Here is a 17,992-nt window from a genome sequence, read left to right as displayed (position 1 = left end):
CTCTGTAGGTGTCAGATTCTGATCTGAAACCTATATGGTGGAGTGTGCAGATTACTGATTCTAAAGAGGGAAATTATTTTCTCTGTTTATTTTTGATATGCCTCATACGATTCCCAGTCAGCTTTTCCGGTGTCAGATGTGGTGTCAAATTCTACGTTGGCCCATTCCTACGTTCGACTCTCAAGCGTCTTCCTTCCCTGCTCTTGCTTGAGATTTTAGGATCAGAAAATGTTGTGTGCGGCTATAGGAGGGCCCCGCCAAGTGCCACGATATTGGTATCAAATTGAATCCTTGGTTATGCCGATCCCCCACCCCTGCGGCTGAGGGCATTCTCCAAAGCGCATCTATAGGGTGCCGATCCAGGTTTTCATTGACCGTACCACCTCCCTCTGACTGGAGCTTGTGATTGAAAGGCCCCGGGAACGTCAATTCTCGTTTGGTGTCTAGTGCCCGAACCATAAGCTCCCAAGCAGCTATCCAGCCCGCCATGCGTTACCGATAGCCACGGTCGCTTTCCCATCCGGGTGCTGATCAAAGATTCTCTACCCATTTGCTTAAGGACATTTCCATGGCAGGCAGCAGCCTCTTCGCACTCTTGGACGACATCGCCACGCTTTTGGACGACATCTCCCTCATGAGCAAGGTCGCTGCAAAGAAATCGGCCAGCGTCCTGAGCGATGACCTTGCTGTTAATGCTGAGCAGGTTACCGGCATGAAAGCTGACCGAGAGCTGCCGGTGGTATGGGCTGTATTCAAGGGGTCGTTGAGAAACAAGGCAATCCTGGTGCCCTGTGCTCTGGTGTTGAACGCACTGTTACCTGCGGCAGTTCATTGGCTGCTCATGGTAGGGGGAGCGTATCTCTGCTATGAGGGTTTTGAGGCTATCAAGGACAAGCTCACGGCTATACGAGGCGATGGCACAGACCAAGCTAGGAAGCCAAAACCAAAGACACCAGGAGAGTTCGCGACTTATGAAAAGCAGAAGGTCGCTGGAGCAGTTCGCACGGACTTCATCCTGAGCGCCGAAATCATAGTTATCACCCTGAATATCGTGGCTGATGCCCCGATGCTCCAACAGGTTTTGACATTAGCGCTGATTGCGGTAGTCATGACGGTGGGCGTTTACGGCCTGGTCGCGGGGATCGTTCGTTTGGATGATGCAGGGCATATTCTCCAGAAATCCGAAGCGACAGGTTTATGGGGTTCGGTGGTAAGAACCGTGGGAGGATGCCTGTTATCCGCTGCACCGAAGCTCATGAAAGCATTGTCCTGGATCGGGACTGTGGCTATGTTCTTGGTCGGGGGAGCGTTCATTACAGAAGGCATCGGGCCTATACAGCATTTTGCTGAAAGGCTGGTCGAAGGGGCAGGATCGTGGGAAGTTGTCGCAACTCTGGGTATTCACTGCCTAGTAGGCGCGCTTGTAGGCATGGCTGCGGTACTTATCGTCAAAGGCATCACTGCCATATCTACCATCACTGGCAAAGCATCAACCTAGGCCACCTCCAGAGCTGAATCACTGATCTCGCCCCCAGCCCTCACTTTCAGCATTTCGCCATTCCGAGCACTGCGACTCCGTCTGAAACGCAAACGGCGTTCGGCATAAGGTGTCTGAATCGGCACATTAAACCAAAAAGTAGGGTTAATGTGCCATTTCGGGAACATTAGCTTGCCACATTATCGCGGCGTACTAATTCGCACCAACATGAAATTGTCGTGGCTTGCGCCTTACTTCTCACTTGACCACAAGTGGTGATGGGGCGCTGGTACGGTGGTATCCCCACTATTGTAGGATTGAGAAAGCTCATTCCAGCGCTTTGGATTGTGGATTACTTATGATGTTGATCAGTCGGCCCATTCCAGCCTGATGAAATCTTCGATGCTTTGGGCTCGAGCTAGAACCATCTCTTCAGTCCAGGATTTCGCGTCATGAATCTGCTGGCCAACATGGATCGTGGCGATTAGTCCGCAGCTTCGGTAAACCTCAAACTTTTCAATCGGAGGCTTCGCTTTAAGCGATGAGTTGATCCCTGGTGGGAGCATAGTCAGATTGCCCAAGTGGTGCGTCCACCCAACGCCACTGCTCTGTGCTGCGATGTGCTCAATGGAACTAGCAGCATCTTGCTCCCAGATCTTGCCCCACTGGCTCTCATTTAGCTTCTGTCCCGCAAGCTTTGCCAGGTGCTCGTCGTAACGGTTCAGCACATATCGCAGCTGATTCTGCCAGCCCTCGTAGCTGCTCACCCATTCGATATTGTTCAGAACTTCGTCAATTGAATAGCCCTTGGAGATTTTCTGAAGCCCTCCGAGGATTTGATCCTTGTCCAGATTGTTTCGGTAGATTTCATAGCCGAGGCGAATGTACTCCCCAACCTTATGACGGCTATCGCGGCTCGCTAGCTCGTAAATCCTGAAAGTAGCGCGCTCCCATTTGCCGAGTAGTTCTTGCTCTGTCTTCTTGTCAAATTTTCGAAGGAGGATCGCAGCGGCCACAAACCGCGCGTGTACAATTCGTGTAACAGCTCGTAGCCGTGGATCTCGAAATAAGCGCAAGTTCGCTTGGACAACCGCCTCAAGCTCATGGCCAACCTCTGCGATTGCCTTTAGTTGGGTGCCAGCCTTTACCGTCAGCAGCGCGGTCGAATCTGCTTCACTGGGAATCCTGTTAGGTCGCGTGTCAGCCGCCCATGCTCCTGCGAACCGGAGCGCTTCGTCTCCAATTCGCGTACTGTTCTCCAGCGACCGATAAATACCTCGCCAGACATCTTGCATTTCACCTACCGCCTCATCGCGGGTTCCACCTTCAACATGCTCGAAAATCAGCGCCATTAGCTGGCTTTTGAGCTTGTCGATCCATTTCACATCTAGGCCACGGCTGTTGAGAACCTCGAAGACTCGGTAAACGGTCGCCTCGTCCGAGATCTCATGGTAGATGATCGTTAACTTATTTCTGACGGTCGCCAATAGTTCAAAAACCGTATTTCCCCGAGCCAACCATTTGCTCACAAACAGCTCGCAGTCACGGGCAGCTTCAACTAGATTTTGATCTGCGGCAGTCCTTGCAGCGTCTCCCTCAACTACCCCTTTGCGGATGTAGTTGGTGAAAACCTGACTCGCATCATGGTTTGTCTGGAGCAGAATCAGAGAGTGGTCATCTCCTTTCACAAGGAGCTCACCCAACTCACGCCGCACCTTTGCTTGCGCCACATCATCGTTGTCTAGAGCCTTTTCAATCGCCTTCATAAGGATGATGAGAGTCGTCACGCGTTGCTGGCCATCAACCAATTCGACAGTCTTAAACTCGTCAACGCCGATTAGGCGAGTCTCCTTCTCTTTGGCTAGGGCAACCAAAGTCGCCATGAAGTGCTCCCGACCAGATCGAAACGCCTCTTCGATGTCGCCAAACAAGTCCTTACGCTGGCGAGATGTCCAAGAATAAGCACGTTGGTATTCGGGAATTCGAAATAGTCTTCCCTCAAGCAAGCCAGCGATCTTGACGTGTAGTGGATTGAGCTTCATGGGCGTTCCTTGCGGTAAAAAATCATGAAAGAATAGCCATTAGCCATCAAAAATAGCTAGCTAACCTTTGCCCCTCCTCGATCACATTAGCATTCAGAGCGAGACTCAAGCTTCTCTAGCGATTGTGATCTTGGATAATCAGATACGGGTGGTTTGGAAGATTGGTGCCATCTACCCTCAGAGAAAAGGAACACGTAATGACCCTTCGCGCCGATGTGTTAAATGCGGTAATTGATGGTCGTCTTGGCAAAGGTCTCGTCGTCACGAGACAGGCTGTGATTCAGCTCTTCAGCGATGTTCCTGAAACCTACACTGGTGTGATTCTTTCCAATTCGGAAATGACCACCGGGGTTAGCAGCCCAACCTATGATCATTTCACACAGCGGGTCGGTGTAGGCACCTACCGCATTCACCCTCAAGCGCTTCTGGGTCGCATGGCTGAACGAGGGTTGGCTTAGAATCTCTTGGGTTTCACTAGGCGATAATCAGCTACCGATCCGACGCTCAAGTGCCGGCACCTCAAATGAAGTTGGCTTCAAGGAATATGTCCATGACCTTTAGCACCGTGATTCAGCGATTGCGGGAAGCTAAGCGCGTTGTGGTCTTCACTGGTGCTGGTGCATCAGCTGAGAGTGGTATCCCCACATTCAGGGATGCACTAAGTGGGCTTTGGGAGCGGTTTGATCCTTCACAGTTGGCGACCACTGAAGCCTTTCGTGCAGATCCAAGTCTCTGTTGGGGATGGTACGAATGGCGCCGGTTGAAGGTTATCCAGGCGCAGCCAAACGGTGCGCATCTCGCTATCGCTGAGCTTGCCAACCATGTACCCAAGCTGACCGTGGTGACCCAAAATGTTGATGATCTCCATGAGCGAGCCGGCAGCCGGGATGTGATTCATCTGCACGGCAGCCTGCACTCTCCGCGATGCATCGATTGTGGTCTTGCGTATGCGTTGCCTTTAAACTCCGATGCCCTGCCAGAGGATGGAAGGCGAATTGTGCCGCCGCGATGCAGTGTGTGTAGCGGGTATGTTCGGCCCGGCGTCGTTTGGTTCGGTGAGATGCTGCCCGAGGAAGCCTGGAGCGCAGGTCTCGCAACTGCAGAGGAATGCGATGTCTTCCTCTCAATTGGTACTTCCGGGATTGTCTACCCGGCTGCAGAGCTCCCGCTACGGGCTCTAGGCCATGGGGCGACTGTCATTCACATCAATCCTCTGCGCTTCGATATCAGCAGCCAGGAGCACTTTCTCCAGGGCCCAGCCTCGGTCATGATGCAAGCCTTGATCCATGAAGCGTTTGGCTGATCGCTCCCTGAGCGCTGATAGGTTTCGATGAAGTCTTTAACGCTAATCTCAATCGCTCAGCGACTGATACCATGGAGGCGTTTGGTGTCTGATTGACCCTCCGCCGGTTGAAATCAGGGTTCCATCGTTCCACCTAATCTCTTCTCTTTCATGGAGGGCTACCCTCGCGGATGTAATTGCTCCCAGGCCGCTCTCATCGCAGAGGCATCGATTACGGCCTCGGCCTGCTTCACGTCACGATGTGCACTCATCAGCTCATTCACAAGCGCTTGCCTCGTGGTCTTATGCAGCGACAAGCAGCGACAGGCAGCGACGGGTTCGAGCATTGCCAAAGCTTTCCGTTGACGACGAAGTAGCGTCCATCAAGAGTATGGGTACATGGTATTCAAGGGGGTAGTAGCACGTTTCGCAGTTAGAAGCGGGTAGGCGCTGACAGGGAGGCAAAGCACCGCTTAAACAACGCGCTGGCTGAGGCTCCTTAAACCGCCCGTTAGGCGGTCGTTCAGAAATGAGCGCGTAGAGCACCGTTAGAAAATTGCTGCCTTAGTCACAGCCTCTCTACTGGCATCCAACATCGGCTTTTCGGATAGGCTAAGCAGGTAATTTTGCTCTTTCGCGACCTCTCGAAGGAGGTTGTCCATGGCTACGGAGAGATGCAGCAAGCCGGTAAACTTCTCCTCTGTATCAAATATAAATCGAGATCCGTCAGGAACAACTAGCCGCCTCGCCTCTTCCTTATTGATCCATAAAAAATCCAAATGCCTTTGAGTTTCAGCCAGGATTGCCAATTCATAGAAAGAGCCAGCTGATAGACTACTCATGTTGGCATAATACATCATTGAGGCAATATCGAAGCTTGAGATCGTTACACTTTTGCCTTCCGCCTCAAGCTCGGCCTTCAGATTTTTACACAGCCTGATTGCTTTACGAAGACCACCACCCGTGGTGTCACATCGTGTGCGTACCTTCTTGATGTGCAGGAAAGGCCAGTTCTCTAGCGTGATATTTTTATGTGAATCAAGAATAGTAACTGCACGGTCATGTTTCTGACGAGAGGCTTGATAATCGACGGTATCGTGCCAGTGGGAAGGCACTACATCGACGGGCCGCGCCAAAGACCCTCCTTGCAATTTGATTGCTTTGGAGCCAGAAGTATCAATTGTAGCAGCGGGAAACGCATCACGGAGGGCCCGACTTATTTCTTCCCTACGAGCGGTCAATACACCAACAGAGGTACGTGAAGTCGGCGAGTTATACTGACCAGACCTACTCATGGATCCACGGGAATCGTAGGTATGAAAATCAGCTTCTAACGCTAAAAGATCGACATCACTGACTCCTCGGATATGCACATTCAAGGGTACCGATCCCTGTAGCTCGAATTCCATATTCCCGGTCGTCCTCTTTGACAACTGGTTGCTTACCCGCTCTGCCGTTTCGATGCTGATGCGAGTGTAGGTCGGATCGACCTCCTGCATAGCTCCCAGAGCAAATGTTGTACTGGGCTTGTCTTTAGCCCTACGCTCCCAGGCCTCTTGTGTGAGGCTACGGTTAACTATGAAATCCTTCGCATCCATTGCGATCACTGAGGATCTATCAAGCCCTGAGCGTCTGGAGCGTAGACGGTTAATTCGATCATTAATTGAGTTACTCATTTTTTCTCCTCAACTCCATTCGCCCATAGGTGGGCCGCCCGTGACCGTTAAAATAGTAACCCTGTGCACCATCTAATGACTTTGTAAATAACAGGTTCGCACTGCCAACATGCCCTCGAAGCTCAGGCTCGCCAGGATTAGGATCATTTATATAGTTATAAAGAAGGCGGTATCCATCAGCCTCATCGTGAACCAGAGCCGCAGTGATACTATTTGACCCTGATTGGTGAGTCTTCAATCGCACTCTGATCTTGTCCCAGGTTTGACAGATGTAAACATCCGCCTCCCAGCTGCGCATTGGATTTCCTTCAGTGTCCAACGTCGTCCCACTGCAGCGCCATTCCCCAGAGAGATCAGGAACTTTCAGATATTTCACGGCCCAGTGCCATTTCCACACAGTTTTATTGAACAGTGCATATAGCAGGGCAAAAACCATTCCCGCGCCTAACAGCGAGAGGGCCGTGGGCGGAAGATTTACAGGAAGATTATATCTCTTCGCTAAATCTTCAGCTGAGAGCAGCAGAAAAACTGCAATGCCAGAAATGGCGCTTGCCAGTATTGTCAGGTACCGACCAATCAACGCTCGATTGACCCCACCCAATAAACTGTATTCATGATCGTGAATCATTCCAAGCGACCATCCAATCGACTTAACGTTAGGGATTCGACCAACTTTGAAGAGGGGCCAGCCTGCGGGCTGCCCCCGGCCCAGATGAGACCTTCAAAAACAGCCTACTGGGTGTGACAGACCGAAGAGCACGTCCGGCAACCGTTCGACTGCGGGTACGTGTTGCGAGCCTGGCGCACAGCAGTCACACAGGTGGTGTGTTGGCCGAGATCATGGCGGTTTGGGGGTGTCGGCAAGAAGATGCACGAGCTGGTATGCACCTCATGGTCACCGTTGTTTTGCGCATTGCGGTTAACGAAATACTGGGCCATGTCACTCACCCCGCTCTTTGTTCGATTGAGCGAGTACCGAGGCCGCGAGGCTCTTGGTGGTGGCGTTGTACTTGTTGCTGTCCAGGACGTGGCTGGCCCTAGTCTCCATATCGGCACCAGTTTGCTTACCGGTCGAGGCCTGAGCCATAGCAGAGCCTGCCAATTCTTTCTGAATGGCCGAAGAGCTGTCGTTGCGAAGGACTTGGGAGGCTAGGCTGGCCACGGAAGTCGAAGTTTGTTTAGTATTTTTCGGCACGGTTAGATGCTCCTGGAGCTCTATAAGATTGAGTAGGCAGGAGCAACCCTTGAGCGGAAAAACGAGCTGGATGGTTGACATCCAAAGTCGGATTTTTCTCTAATGCGCTTCCCACCAATGTACGCATTGGCTCAGGGTAGGCGGACATGTGTGCTCGGCGACCAAACTTCGCACGCATGCCCGCTGTCTTTACTGAATCCGCAGCTCGCCCGCCGAAAACACAACATGTAGTGATATTCGGCGAGATCAAATACAAGATAATGTGGTCGCTTTGACATTGCAAGACGACAAAGCTGTGGATAACTTGTGCGCAAACTGTGCGTTGGATCCATTTTTCCCCTGTATGGATGGCCAGCCCTTGTAAATCACGGGCTACGCCCATTCAAACCTGTAACAATCTGAAACACTTCCCTCCAGATACCCCCGCCTCCTTCTAAAATAGCCACGTTCGACATTTGAATCTGACGGTTCTATGGCGTCATTTCTTCGGCTGCACACGTGTGGGCCCTGCTTGTTTCAGCCACCTCCCCAAAACCGATAAGTGGTACGGAGTCCTGCATAATCAGCAAAGGATGAGTCTTCACTGGAGAAAGGTTTTGGAAAGAAGTTTTTATGCTGAGATCCAGCAAATGGTCAAAACAGCGGTTGCGGCGCTTGATAGCGCTGAAATTCGGTCATCGAAAGTAGATGCTTTTGGCCCTTGTCGGGCGATTGCTGCAGCATGCCGTGATGGTGCACACCTCGATAGCTCCATCAGAAATGACCTTGGCCCGACACGAAAATACGAATTCGACTCGGCCCTAGCGGCCCTGAGTCAATTCAGCTCGATATCGAATGCACCAGCAGCAAACCCAGGTATCCGAAATTGCTTAGCCAGGGTAGCCAGGATGACTGCTGAGCTTGAAGCAGAAGCTGCAGCAAAAGAACCGCCTCGGCTTGCCGATAGCCGAGCAAGCTCTGCCAGCTCAGAACGTGAATCTTGCTACGTAAATCTCAACCGTATTGAAGCGATCAGAAAATTTCCTGCTGGCAGCTTCGACTACAGAAGGCTGATTCGCCTGTTAGAAGAATTGAACCTCGTGTATCGAAGCGAAGCTTACATGGCCACAGCTATGCTGATCCGAGCAATCACTGATCACGTCCCGTCGCTATTTGGTGTGAGGGTCTTTTCCGAAGTCGCCAGCAATTACTCATGCTCGAAATCCTTCAAAGGGCAGATGCAAAATCTACACAGCTCACTGCGTCACGTTGCTGACAGCCATCTCCACACTCAAATCCGCAGGAATGAAGATTTGCCTACCGAGCACCAGGTGGACTTCAAAAGCGCTTTGGATGCCTTGCTAGGTGAGATAATTCGCATATCGGTTTGACTCGTCCCAGTGCTGAGATGTAGCCAAAACAGCCAAAGTATTTGGGTGTTGCGGAGCGTGTTTTACTGCCCTATGATCGGAGCCAGGCGGTGATGGTCGCCTGGCGCCTGTTTCGCGAAGCAATAGCCCATCGTTAACACCCTCCAGTTTTACATCGGCATGCCCCTAACCAGACGCTGCCCGGTGAACAGGCAATCGGTCACCAGAGCGTCGTAGGTTTTGGAGCTATTGCCATGTCAGATTTTTCCCCGCTAGGCATTTTCAAATCCCAAGCCAAACTGCTCGCTCGTGAGCAGGGCTTGAAGCTTTTCGCAGCTCAAGAAACGCTTGCCCAAAAAGCTGGCTTCGCTGATTACCATGAGTTTTCTATGGTCGCCCAACGGAACCCCAAGGATCCGCGTTTGATGGTGGCTGTATTTGGGGTCAAAGACTTCAGCCACGCGATCCATGAAGACGATGTCTACGTCGACTTGGATCAAGAGCTGGAAGATCAGCTATCCGGTGCGATTGCAGAAACCAACGCGAGCGGATTCGCGATAGACGCCCTTGAGGTGGATGCTGCTGAATACAACGACACAACCGGGGTGCTGACCTTAGGGATCTCGCTGACCTACCAGGGACAGCAAGACCAAGAACGGATGTATCACGGCACAGCGTTCTTCCTTATAGCCACGGTCGAGCTACTGCGACGTGATGGTAAGTGGTTGCTCGCAGAAGAGGGCGTGTCCATCTCCAGCGGTGAATCTGATGCTGATCGCGACCGTAGGTCTGAATGGGAGCATTGGGCCCAAGTCGAAGAGGCGGAACGTGGCAAGCGCATATCCATGGCCCAAGCCTTGGCGAATGAATTGGGTATCTCGGTCGACAACGCAGAGCTTCTGGCTGATGCGGAAGTCACGACTAATGAATCGGATGATGGGCTTCCATACAGTCACTGGATCAATCTGGAACCTGTAGCCCAGGGTGAGCTAAGAGCAGACCTACTTGCGCGATTTGGCTCTCTGGAGTACGAGCTACACGCGAACTTCTTCGACGATATCGACGCTGAACTCTAACTGCGATCAGCTAGTGGCCGGCCATGGTGTCGGCCACTCCTCATAAAGATCGGGAAGGGAGTGACTGTCGCAGCGCTTGAAAGCCCCGGGAGAGTCCTCAGACAGCCGCTGACACGACGACTGGCCTACTTGGCATAGAGAGAGGTAGGAGACACACGCATACGCATGACTCAAGCGATAATAGGGCCGTGTCGCATGACCCGACCGCAGAAATGCAGTTGATAACCAAATTTAAACTAAGCCACTACTCTGACCAGCTTAGCTTTCCGTGGCCCAAGTAGCACCCCCCCACTGGCACCATAGGCACAGCTGCATTACTTTCAATCAAAATCATACTTAGTACAATTGAACGCTAAAACATCGCCATCGAAACCTCGCAAGCAAGAAACAATTTTCCCGCTCTTCAGATAGTAACGATACTCAGCCATTCCATTCACAGAGGAAGGATTCACTGCGACTCTAGTAGACCTTGCTGAGAGTTCCTTATGCTCTTTATCGGCATACTCCTCCATGCGCTTGTTCTCTCGATCAATTTCCCTAGCCCTTTCTCGACGGGCCTCCAATAGAGGATCAACTTCAACCTTAGGAGCAGCATAGACCTTGGGCGTCGCCACCTCTTTATCCTCTGGCATGATATAGATATAGAGGGGACAGGCGACCACTATCATGAATATCATCATCCAAAAGGAAGACGTGCCATCTTCAGGCTTAGCCTTCATTGCCGAGGCAATGGATGAAATCAGAAGAGCCAAAACGCCAACTGCACCCATCCCCCATAAAAGCATCTTCAAAAAAAACATAAGCCACCTAATTAATAGATAATTTAGCCTAGCAGCCTAGACAATTTCACTAGACCTAGATCACTCAGCTACTACCGAACGAATGCGGCAATAGTTCGAAACTTTCAACATCAGTAACAATTTTCACAGTGGTGGTCGCCCAAAGCGCGGCCACACCGCTACAAAAAAGCGGCTTTCAATAGATACTCCCTGCTGAGATAGGTGGACGGGCTTAGTGAAATGCTAATCATAGTCTGTCGAACCAGTGAAATTACAGCGTTGTGCCGCATTAGGTGGGCGCCCGTTAACCACGCAAGGTGTGTTGGGCGATCGCTTACAAGCTGACCAGGTGGTGGCCGGCTTAAAAAGCTGGCCATTCAAAACGCTAGCCTCCGCAACTTATACAGAGACCCGTTGGCTGCAGGTGAAAATTGCATCTCGTAGCCACCCTGTTAGCCATTCCCAGTTTTCCTGAGCTCGTTTCCGAGCGGTAGACCCTAAGCAAATGGATCACCAAGGGCCCCTGTCGGAAGCCCCGGTACTCCGCGCGGCAGGCCTCTTCTGTTGCTTAGGCTTGAATTCACACATCGGATAGCTTGAGCATGAACGGAATTGGCCATATGGGCCTTCCTTAGAGACGATCACTCCTCGTTTGCATAAGGGGCACCTGTCTTCATGGATGGGCTCTCCGCGAATACTGGTGAGCTTGATGGCACCCTCTTTAACCATCTCATCCAGGAACGGCGAATTTTTTCCCATCACAGTGAACATCGCGACTGATCGACGAGCCCGAGTCAGAGCCACATAGAACAAACGACGCTCTTCGCTGTGTGGGTATGTGTCGCCGGCTGGCATCACCAGTTCGAGCACTGAGTCATCGCTTTTTAGATTCGGGAATCCGCGAGCCACCATACCAGGGAGCAGAACGTATTCTGCCTCGTCACCTTTGGAGGTATGGATCGTCTTAAATTTAATCTCGATTCGGTCACCGAAATGATACTGCCAATTATCTGGAACGTACTGTCGGTCGTTTTTATAGCGCCCCAGAATGAAAACGCTCACCTTGCCACTTTTGCTAGGAGGTATCTCACCTTCAATCAGCTTGTGATAGAGGTTATTTAGGTACTGGTTAACGGTGTCTTGGATCTGGTTTCTGTCGAGAACCTGGAATGCCTGGATAGCAGGGCCAATAGCAGGTGTCACTGACGTGACCGTCTTCTCCAGCTGAGCTGGGTTCTTTGAGACGAATCGGCTAGACACATCACATATTTCTTGCGGACACCGAAATGTGGTGGCGAGACGGTAGATTTGACCGTGACCGAACCAGTCTCGGAACCCTGTCATTACGGATATGTCCGCCCCAGCAAAACGGTTGATCGATTGCCAGTCGTCCCCTACAGCAAACAAATGGCGACCGGGTTCCGCGACTAGGGCGCGGCACAGGCGAGCTCTGGCCCTTGAGGCGTCCTGATATTCATCAGCCATTACAAGGCTGTATGGGGACGGATGTCCTTGCTCCAGCCGTTCAGCCGCCATGTTAATCATGTCCTCGAAATCGATTCCCCGCTCCTGGGCCAGAACCATGTTCCACCCGTCGATCACAGGGCCGGCAAGATCAAGGAATGCTTCGTAACGGTATTTGAATGTCCCTGGCGGCAAATCTCGAATGCGATCTGACATTTGCTCCATGCTCAGGCTATTACTTTTGAAGTGCGTGATGAACATGCGAAGCAGCTTGACCAAGTCGACATGCTCCATCGGTACCATGCCCTTCGCAGGAATTGGTCGATCTGGGTTTGGATCGAGAGCAATACCGCGAGCGGTTAATTCCTTAGATAGATGATCAAAAATCTCCCCGATCTGTAATTGATGTGAGGTCGTCTCGATCAGGGCTGTGCCCAAACGTTTGTGTGTGTCGCGCTTCCAGACCACGCCTTGCGAATAGTCCTTGAAATGCTCAGGAGGGTTGCCCTGAGCATCTAGAGCGAAATGTTCGTGGTAGAGATCGATGGCGGGGTAATAAAAGTCGGGAAAGTATTGACGGTGCATCGCCGTGGCAGTGTCGTGCTCGTAACACCTTTCATACTGATATTCGACACCGTTGTAGAACAGCCAGTTAGCGATTATTCGCTCCTCTTGGCTTGCGACAAGCTCGCCGCTCAATGAGACGAGTCGGCCTTGTCCCTCTTTGTCCCATGCCTCAAACGACTGCTCCTCCGCAGCCGCAGGTATATCTCGTCCTAGCACCAAGCGGAACAGATCCCACTGTGTCCTGAACAATTCGGACTGATCCTTCAGGTCGTCGACTATGCTCAAAAGCTTCTGGAGTCCAAGCTGGCTTTCCACTGCCCAATTTGGGACATGAGGTTTGCGGCCTGTGGCTTCAGCAATTATGGAAAGCCCCAAAGCGTGGAAAGTCTTGGCCTCTACTTCCACGTCTTCGATGCCGAGCCGGTTCAGTGAAGCTGAGACCCGCGCCTGCAGCTCGCTGGCTGCATCCTTGTTAAAGGCAAGCATGACAATCGATTTGGGCGAAACTAGCTCGCGGTGCAGGGCATAAACTGCCTTGGCAACCATGGTCGATGTTTTACCCGAGCCTGCGGATGCGATGACTTGGACTCGGTTGTCAAAGCATATGACCGCCTGTGATTGTTCATCGGTTAGTGGCTTGCTTTCGACGTTTGCGAGTAGCTCCTTGCATCCATCCAACTCCCGCAGCATGTGTGCGTCATTTCGTGCAGTCCACGATTCTTTCCAATCACACATCCAGGCGTCGAGATTCTGTTGGACTGCTTCGGCACGTTCACCGAGAGAAGATTGGACATCGGAAGTTTGGAAGAGCTTGGTTAATGCCTGGTCGTCAATACTAAGAGTCGGTTTGGCATCAATGAGAGCTTGCTGCTTTTCGTGGGTTAACCAGTGGTGCTGGGAATCTGCAGTGGTAATGGCCGACGCGACCTCGTCCAACCAGCCCTTTATGGATGAATAGCAGCCCTCAAACTGGTTGCGCCTGGCTACCTGAAGCAGTCTCCCCAATTCCTGGGTCAGCGAGGGTTCTTTGGAGTTGGGCAAACCATCTATATGGTATTGGCGGTCTTGGAAGAATGTTAAGTCCGTCCACAGCACCCCCCGATTCACCTCCACACTTGCGAGGTTGTGAGGGTTTATCTTCACAGTGGCCTCGCGCAGCTTCAGCAAAAGACATCCATCTTCGACCCTGAGGCGCCACGTGTCGGATTTCGTCAGCAGCCGCCCCCAAGCAGAAGCTCGCCATTCCATTGTCATCCCGGTTCCACAGTCTCAAAAATTGGAGTGTACCTGAGAGAAGACGTCCGAACTCCTCGCATTCCCGGTTGAATCTTAGTGAAAGTGTCGATGCGAAATTGGGCGGAGCTGGATGGCGTCGCCTGTCAGGCTGAACGGACGCCTAAAATGATTGCAGACAGCAGCTCGTAACTTCCTGTCATCTTTTGCTGAGCGGCCAGGTAACACACCTTGTGCAAGCTGCCTTGCGTAGTCAAAATGCCATCACTCTAGGATGGCCCAGGTAGATACCCACTGACGGGGCAGCAAATTTCCAAATCTCACTAGCTAATTGGGTATCAACGCAAGGATGTTCGCGTCCTAAATACGAGAAGGTTGCCCAGCAGGTCTACCTAGCGATTCTAGCCACTGATGAGGTTGAGACGATTGAGGTGCTACACAACGTCCAGATCACCGGGCGTTCAGGCGTTGCTCACCAGATCGACGTGTACTGGCGCTACCTCAAAGAAGGTGTAGAGCATCAGGTACTGGTGGAGTGCAAATACTACAAATCCACCATCGACCTCATACACGCCCGGACACACGCATTCGAGATCTGCACACCAAACGGGGTAAAGATTTTACGGAGAAGTTCAGGTTCAGCATCCTAGAAATCGCAGACAAGCACACCGGCAAAGACGAAATGATGCAGAAGGAAATCCACTGGAAACGCCGCCTTCTCACACGCGACAGTGGTTTGAACGGAAACTGAATTCTACAACGCGGAATACCGAATGCGTCAGATAGCCTTAATGCTCATGTCATTGTTGTTGGTTGCCTGCAAACCACCCACATTCGAAGATGGTTGGGCTGCCATCAAAGCCAAGGACAAACCCAAAGCTATCGAAATCTTTACGCCACTGGCTGATAAGGGCGACGTTCGGGCGCAAACAGAATTGGGGATAATCTACGAAAGCGACGGATTTAAAGACCCTCAGAAAGCTTTTAAATACTACAAGCTTGCCGCTGACCAAGGACAGATGTGGGGTAATTACATGGTCGGTGATGCGTACAAGGAAGGCAAAGGTGTGGAAAAAAACCTTGGCTATGCTGAACAGCGATACCTGAAAGCCGCAAATGCGGGATTGGTACTTGCTATGCGGGGGCTTACCAGCCTCTACCAGCAGAACAATTTGCTTTCCTATTCAGACAGACCAATTCAGATCAGACGTTGGGCATTGGCGGCTTTCGAGCGAGGCGATTCGCTTTCAGCAAATGAAATACAAAACACCTACCCCTATGGAAGCCCTGATTACGTGGCATGGAATAACGCTTATCCTGATATTTGCCTGAAAGACGGTCGAAATCCACCGGCGAATTACGTGATGATGAAGCCTGACGCTGGGAAGGAAATCGCGATTCTTGCTAAGCAGCAAGAGATACTGCGTCTTTTCAAGCATATCGAAACACCTACCATTTTCCCTTGGCGGTAAGTGACTTGGAATTACAGGATGTAAACAATGAATGACTTCGAATTCGCGGAAAGCATTTCAGCAGAGGTTGGGAAATTTTACGGCAAGGCAAAATCTCGGCTCATCAGTCTCCCTGAGCATTCGCTGATTAGCCAGCGCGCGCTGGCAGTGGTCATCTGCAACATTATAATAAGTTGCACCTCAGCCGAAATCGACCTTCGGCAAGACCTTGACTACAAGATAGCTCGCCTCAAGAAATCTAATCTAATAAATTTTGACGTTGCTGATTCTCTTCATGCTGTCAGAAAAAGCGGGAACATTGGCGCACATCCCGACGAATACAAATTATCAGATTCGGAGTATCTGGAAATAGCGAAAGCCTCGATCAGAGAGTGCTTGAGCTTGCTCGATTATTCCTACCAGCTCATGCATGGAACGGCTTCTGTCCCAGCCTACGAAGTCACTGAGCCTGTCGGTGATTTCCTCCAAACCATGAGCTACAAAGCGATGGTGGAAGGCGATGCAGAGTCTCAGTACCTTGCAGGCAGGTACTTCCAAGGCAGAGCCGCAAAATACGATGATGACATTCGAAAAGCGGGACATGGCTTTTTCGGTCAGGAATACCAGTCATTCCTAGACCAAGCTCAGATGTGGTTCAAGCTTGCCCAGCATCAAGACCATCGTGAAAGCCTCTATGAATACGGTATGGCGCTCGCCAATGGGCGCGACAAATCCATGATTGGTATGGGTCAGGGTTGCATCGCTCGTTCAGCCAGAATGGGCTACGACGAGGCTCAGGTTCAGCTTGGTATTTACCTACGTTACGGGTCGAACAATTTCGACGTAGACCTTCCCGAAGCCCTGCATTTCTTCACCGAAGCGGCTCAACTGGATCACCCTGTAGCACTGGCAGAGCTGGCAGATATGTACGCTAATGGCAGGGGAACGCCATTGGATAAGAACAAGGCTTTTGAGTGTTCAGTTCGTTCGGCAGAGGCTGGCTATCCAGACGGACAGTTCACCCTTGCGAAATGCTACGCAGAAGGCATAGGCGTTGAGCCAAAGGAAGCGCTTGCCGTCCAGTGGCTCGCTAAATCAGCCGAGCAATTCCATCCCAAAGCAATGTTCATTCTTGCCCGCGCCATCACCAGCGGGGAAACAACAGCATACAAAATCGAAGACGCCAAGAAGTACCTGAACCATTGTATGCACGTCCCTGACTTTCAGAACGAAGCTAAGGTCGCCTACGCGAACTATCTGCTGGAATTTGAGCCGGGGCTTGAGGGAATGATTGTCGCAGCTTCCTTGTGCCAAGAGTGCTTTGAGAGCGAACCAGCAGATACAGAGCTGTCCAAGGAATCCGCTTCCCTTGGCAGGACAACCATCACTGAGATTCGTCAGTCCATTCCCAAGTTAATTAACAATCCAAAGCTTGCCGAAGCTGCGTTGATAGTCACCGCTTACTACGACGACCAAGGCTACCCCTACAAGAACCGTGCTGATCGCATGAAAATGCTCATGGACATGTCGAAATCCCATAAAGCCGGAAAAAATATTTCAGGGCAGTTGCGAACGCTTGGCATAACCCAAGACCATCCCAAGCAAGGCAGAAACGAATTGTGCGCCTGCAATTCCGGGAAAAAATACAAGGCATGTCATGGGAAATGAATTCGGGCGACAACTCCGTGCCATTCGATAAAGGACAACCGCAATACTCGACGTAAAGAACAGTACCGAAGCCATGATGTCCTTGCACGTTTGACGAAGCCCAAGAGATAGACGCGGTTCAAGTGCAGCGCGCTGAAAAAATTTACCAACGATCTCGGTAGAGCATTAGCAGGCAATTACGAGGCGATAAAAGTTCTTGTTCACCGGTCAGCCACCTATGAAGGCCTCCTTGTGAAGGACGAGCAGAAATGCTTATTGTCGCCACGAATCGACAATCTCAACACATGACACCTCTTCATACTTCTAGGACAGCGCGGTTCGCGAAGGCTAACCGTTTCTCAGCTGACTGCTACCGTCATGAGCCGGGCACAGTGTGTTGATCCATGTGCTGCCCATTTGCTTGCCAGGGGCTCCACAGTACGAGCAAGTCTTCGTTGAAAGTTGGATTGCTACGTCTACTGCGCCCCTGCAGTAGGCATCGCCACCGTCGTAAAAGAAATGCAGCTCTCCAAATTTGGATTTGATCTGCGCGACGGTGACTGGAGTGACCTCTGGGTGTCGCTTCAAGTAATCCTGCAGCATGTCACAAAGGGCAATCAGGATATTCTTCCAGCCAGGATCGCAATAGATTTCATCGACAGCACGGTCTGAGAACATCCGAGGGTAGCGCTCACGAAATTCACCTATGTCGATCTCGGGTAGAGCTTCAGTTGGCTGATTCATAGTGCTAAGG

At 51.4% G+C, this 17,992-nt stretch carries 14 protein-coding genes; 7 read left to right on the top strand and 7 right to left on the bottom strand.

Annotated features, from left to right (window positions below; translation table 11 throughout):
• Positions 1-568: 568 nt before the first annotated feature.
• Positions 569-1,498: a DUF808 domain-containing protein gene (locus F8N96_RS30000; RefSeq protein WP_150800874.1), complete on the top strand. Its 930-nt coding sequence runs from the start codon at positions 569-571 to the stop codon at positions 1,496-1,498.
• A gap of 347 nt (positions 1,499-1,845) precedes the next feature.
• On the opposite strand, the gene F8N96_RS29995 is transcribed toward F8N96_RS30000, so the two are convergent.
• Entirely contained in the window at positions 1,846-3,519 is a 1,674-nt protein-coding gene (locus F8N96_RS29995) for a DUF262 domain-containing protein (protein WP_150800873.1), read from the bottom strand.
• A 197-nt stretch (positions 3,520-3,716) separates the two neighbouring features.
• On the opposite strand from F8N96_RS29995, the gene F8N96_RS29990 reads away from it, so the two are divergent.
• Positions 3,717-3,977, top strand: a complete 261-nt coding sequence (locus F8N96_RS29990) for a hypothetical protein (RefSeq protein WP_150800872.1) — start codon at positions 3,717-3,719, stop codon at positions 3,975-3,977.
• A 92-nt stretch (positions 3,978-4,069) separates the two neighbouring features.
• Positions 4,070-4,822 (top strand): SIR2 family NAD-dependent protein deacylase, encoded by a 753-nt coding sequence (locus F8N96_RS29985; protein WP_150800871.1) that lies wholly within the window; start codon positions 4,070-4,072, stop codon positions 4,820-4,822.
• A 527-nt stretch (positions 4,823-5,349) separates the two neighbouring features.
• Here F8N96_RS29985 and F8N96_RS29975 read toward each other — a convergent pair.
• The 3 genes from F8N96_RS29975 to F8N96_RS29960 form a co-directional block, all read right to left on the bottom strand.
• Positions 5,350-6,477, bottom strand: coding sequence for a hypothetical protein (locus F8N96_RS29975; protein ID WP_150800870.1), 1,128 nt, complete (start codon positions 6,475-6,477; stop codon positions 5,350-5,352).
• Entirely contained in the window at positions 6,470-7,105 is a 636-nt protein-coding gene (locus tag F8N96_RS29970; protein ID WP_150800869.1) for a hypothetical protein, read from the bottom strand. Before F8N96_RS29970 ends, F8N96_RS29975 begins: the two co-directional genes overlap by 8 nt.
• Positions 7,106-7,417: 312 nt before the next feature.
• Positions 7,418-7,672 (bottom strand): hypothetical protein, encoded by a 255-nt coding sequence (locus tag F8N96_RS29960; protein ID WP_150800867.1) that lies wholly within the window; start codon positions 7,670-7,672, stop codon positions 7,418-7,420.
• Between the two features lie 596 nt (positions 7,673-8,268).
• On the opposite strand from F8N96_RS29960, the gene F8N96_RS29955 reads away from it, so the two are divergent.
• On the top strand, positions 8,269-9,042 hold the full coding sequence (locus F8N96_RS29955) for a hypothetical protein (RefSeq protein ID WP_150800866.1): 774 nt from the start codon (positions 8,269-8,271) through the stop codon (positions 9,040-9,042).
• A 233-nt stretch (positions 9,043-9,275) separates the two neighbouring features.
• A complete protein-coding gene (locus F8N96_RS29950) occupies positions 9,276-10,097 on the top strand; it encodes a hypothetical protein (protein WP_150800865.1) in 822 nt (273 codons plus the stop codon).
• 320 nt (positions 10,098-10,417) lie between these two features.
• On the opposite strand, the gene F8N96_RS29945 is transcribed toward F8N96_RS29950, so the two are convergent.
• Together F8N96_RS29945 and F8N96_RS29940 are read right to left on the bottom strand one after the other, a co-directional pair.
• The gene (locus F8N96_RS29945) at positions 10,418-10,897 is read right to left on the bottom strand and encodes a hypothetical protein (protein WP_150800864.1); all 480 of its coding nucleotides are present in this window, start codon (positions 10,895-10,897) and stop codon (positions 10,418-10,420) included.
• A 489-nt stretch (positions 10,898-11,386) separates the two neighbouring features.
• Positions 11,387-14,161 (bottom strand): UvrD-helicase domain-containing protein, encoded by a 2,775-nt coding sequence (locus F8N96_RS29940; protein WP_224794143.1) that lies wholly within the window; start codon positions 14,159-14,161, stop codon positions 11,387-11,389.
• Positions 14,162-14,913: 752 nt separating this feature from the next.
• On the opposite strand from F8N96_RS29940, the gene F8N96_RS29930 reads away from it, so the two are divergent.
• Positions 14,914-15,612 carry a tetratricopeptide repeat protein gene (locus F8N96_RS29930; RefSeq protein WP_150800863.1) on the top strand — a complete coding sequence of 233 codons (699 nt, stop codon included), beginning with the start codon at positions 14,914-14,916 and terminating at the stop codon, positions 15,610-15,612.
• A 27-nt stretch (positions 15,613-15,639) separates the two neighbouring features.
• Positions 15,640-17,259, top strand: a complete 1,620-nt coding sequence (locus F8N96_RS29925) for a DUF4145 domain-containing protein (protein WP_150800862.1) — start codon at positions 15,640-15,642, stop codon at positions 17,257-17,259.
• A 327-nt stretch (positions 17,260-17,586) separates the two neighbouring features.
• On the opposite strand, the gene F8N96_RS29920 is transcribed toward F8N96_RS29925, so the two are convergent.
• On the bottom strand, positions 17,587-17,982 hold the full coding sequence (locus F8N96_RS29920; RefSeq protein WP_150800861.1) for a hypothetical protein: 396 nt from the start codon (positions 17,980-17,982) through the stop codon (positions 17,587-17,589).
• Between the last annotated feature and the right edge of the window lie 10 nt (positions 17,983-17,992).

It is taken from the genome of Pseudomonas fluorescens (assembly GCF_902497855.1).
Lineage (GTDB): Bacteria > Pseudomonadota > Gammaproteobacteria > Pseudomonadales > Pseudomonadaceae > Aquipseudomonas > Aquipseudomonas fluorescens_BI.
This window is presented reverse-complemented; position numbering and strand designations above follow the sequence as displayed.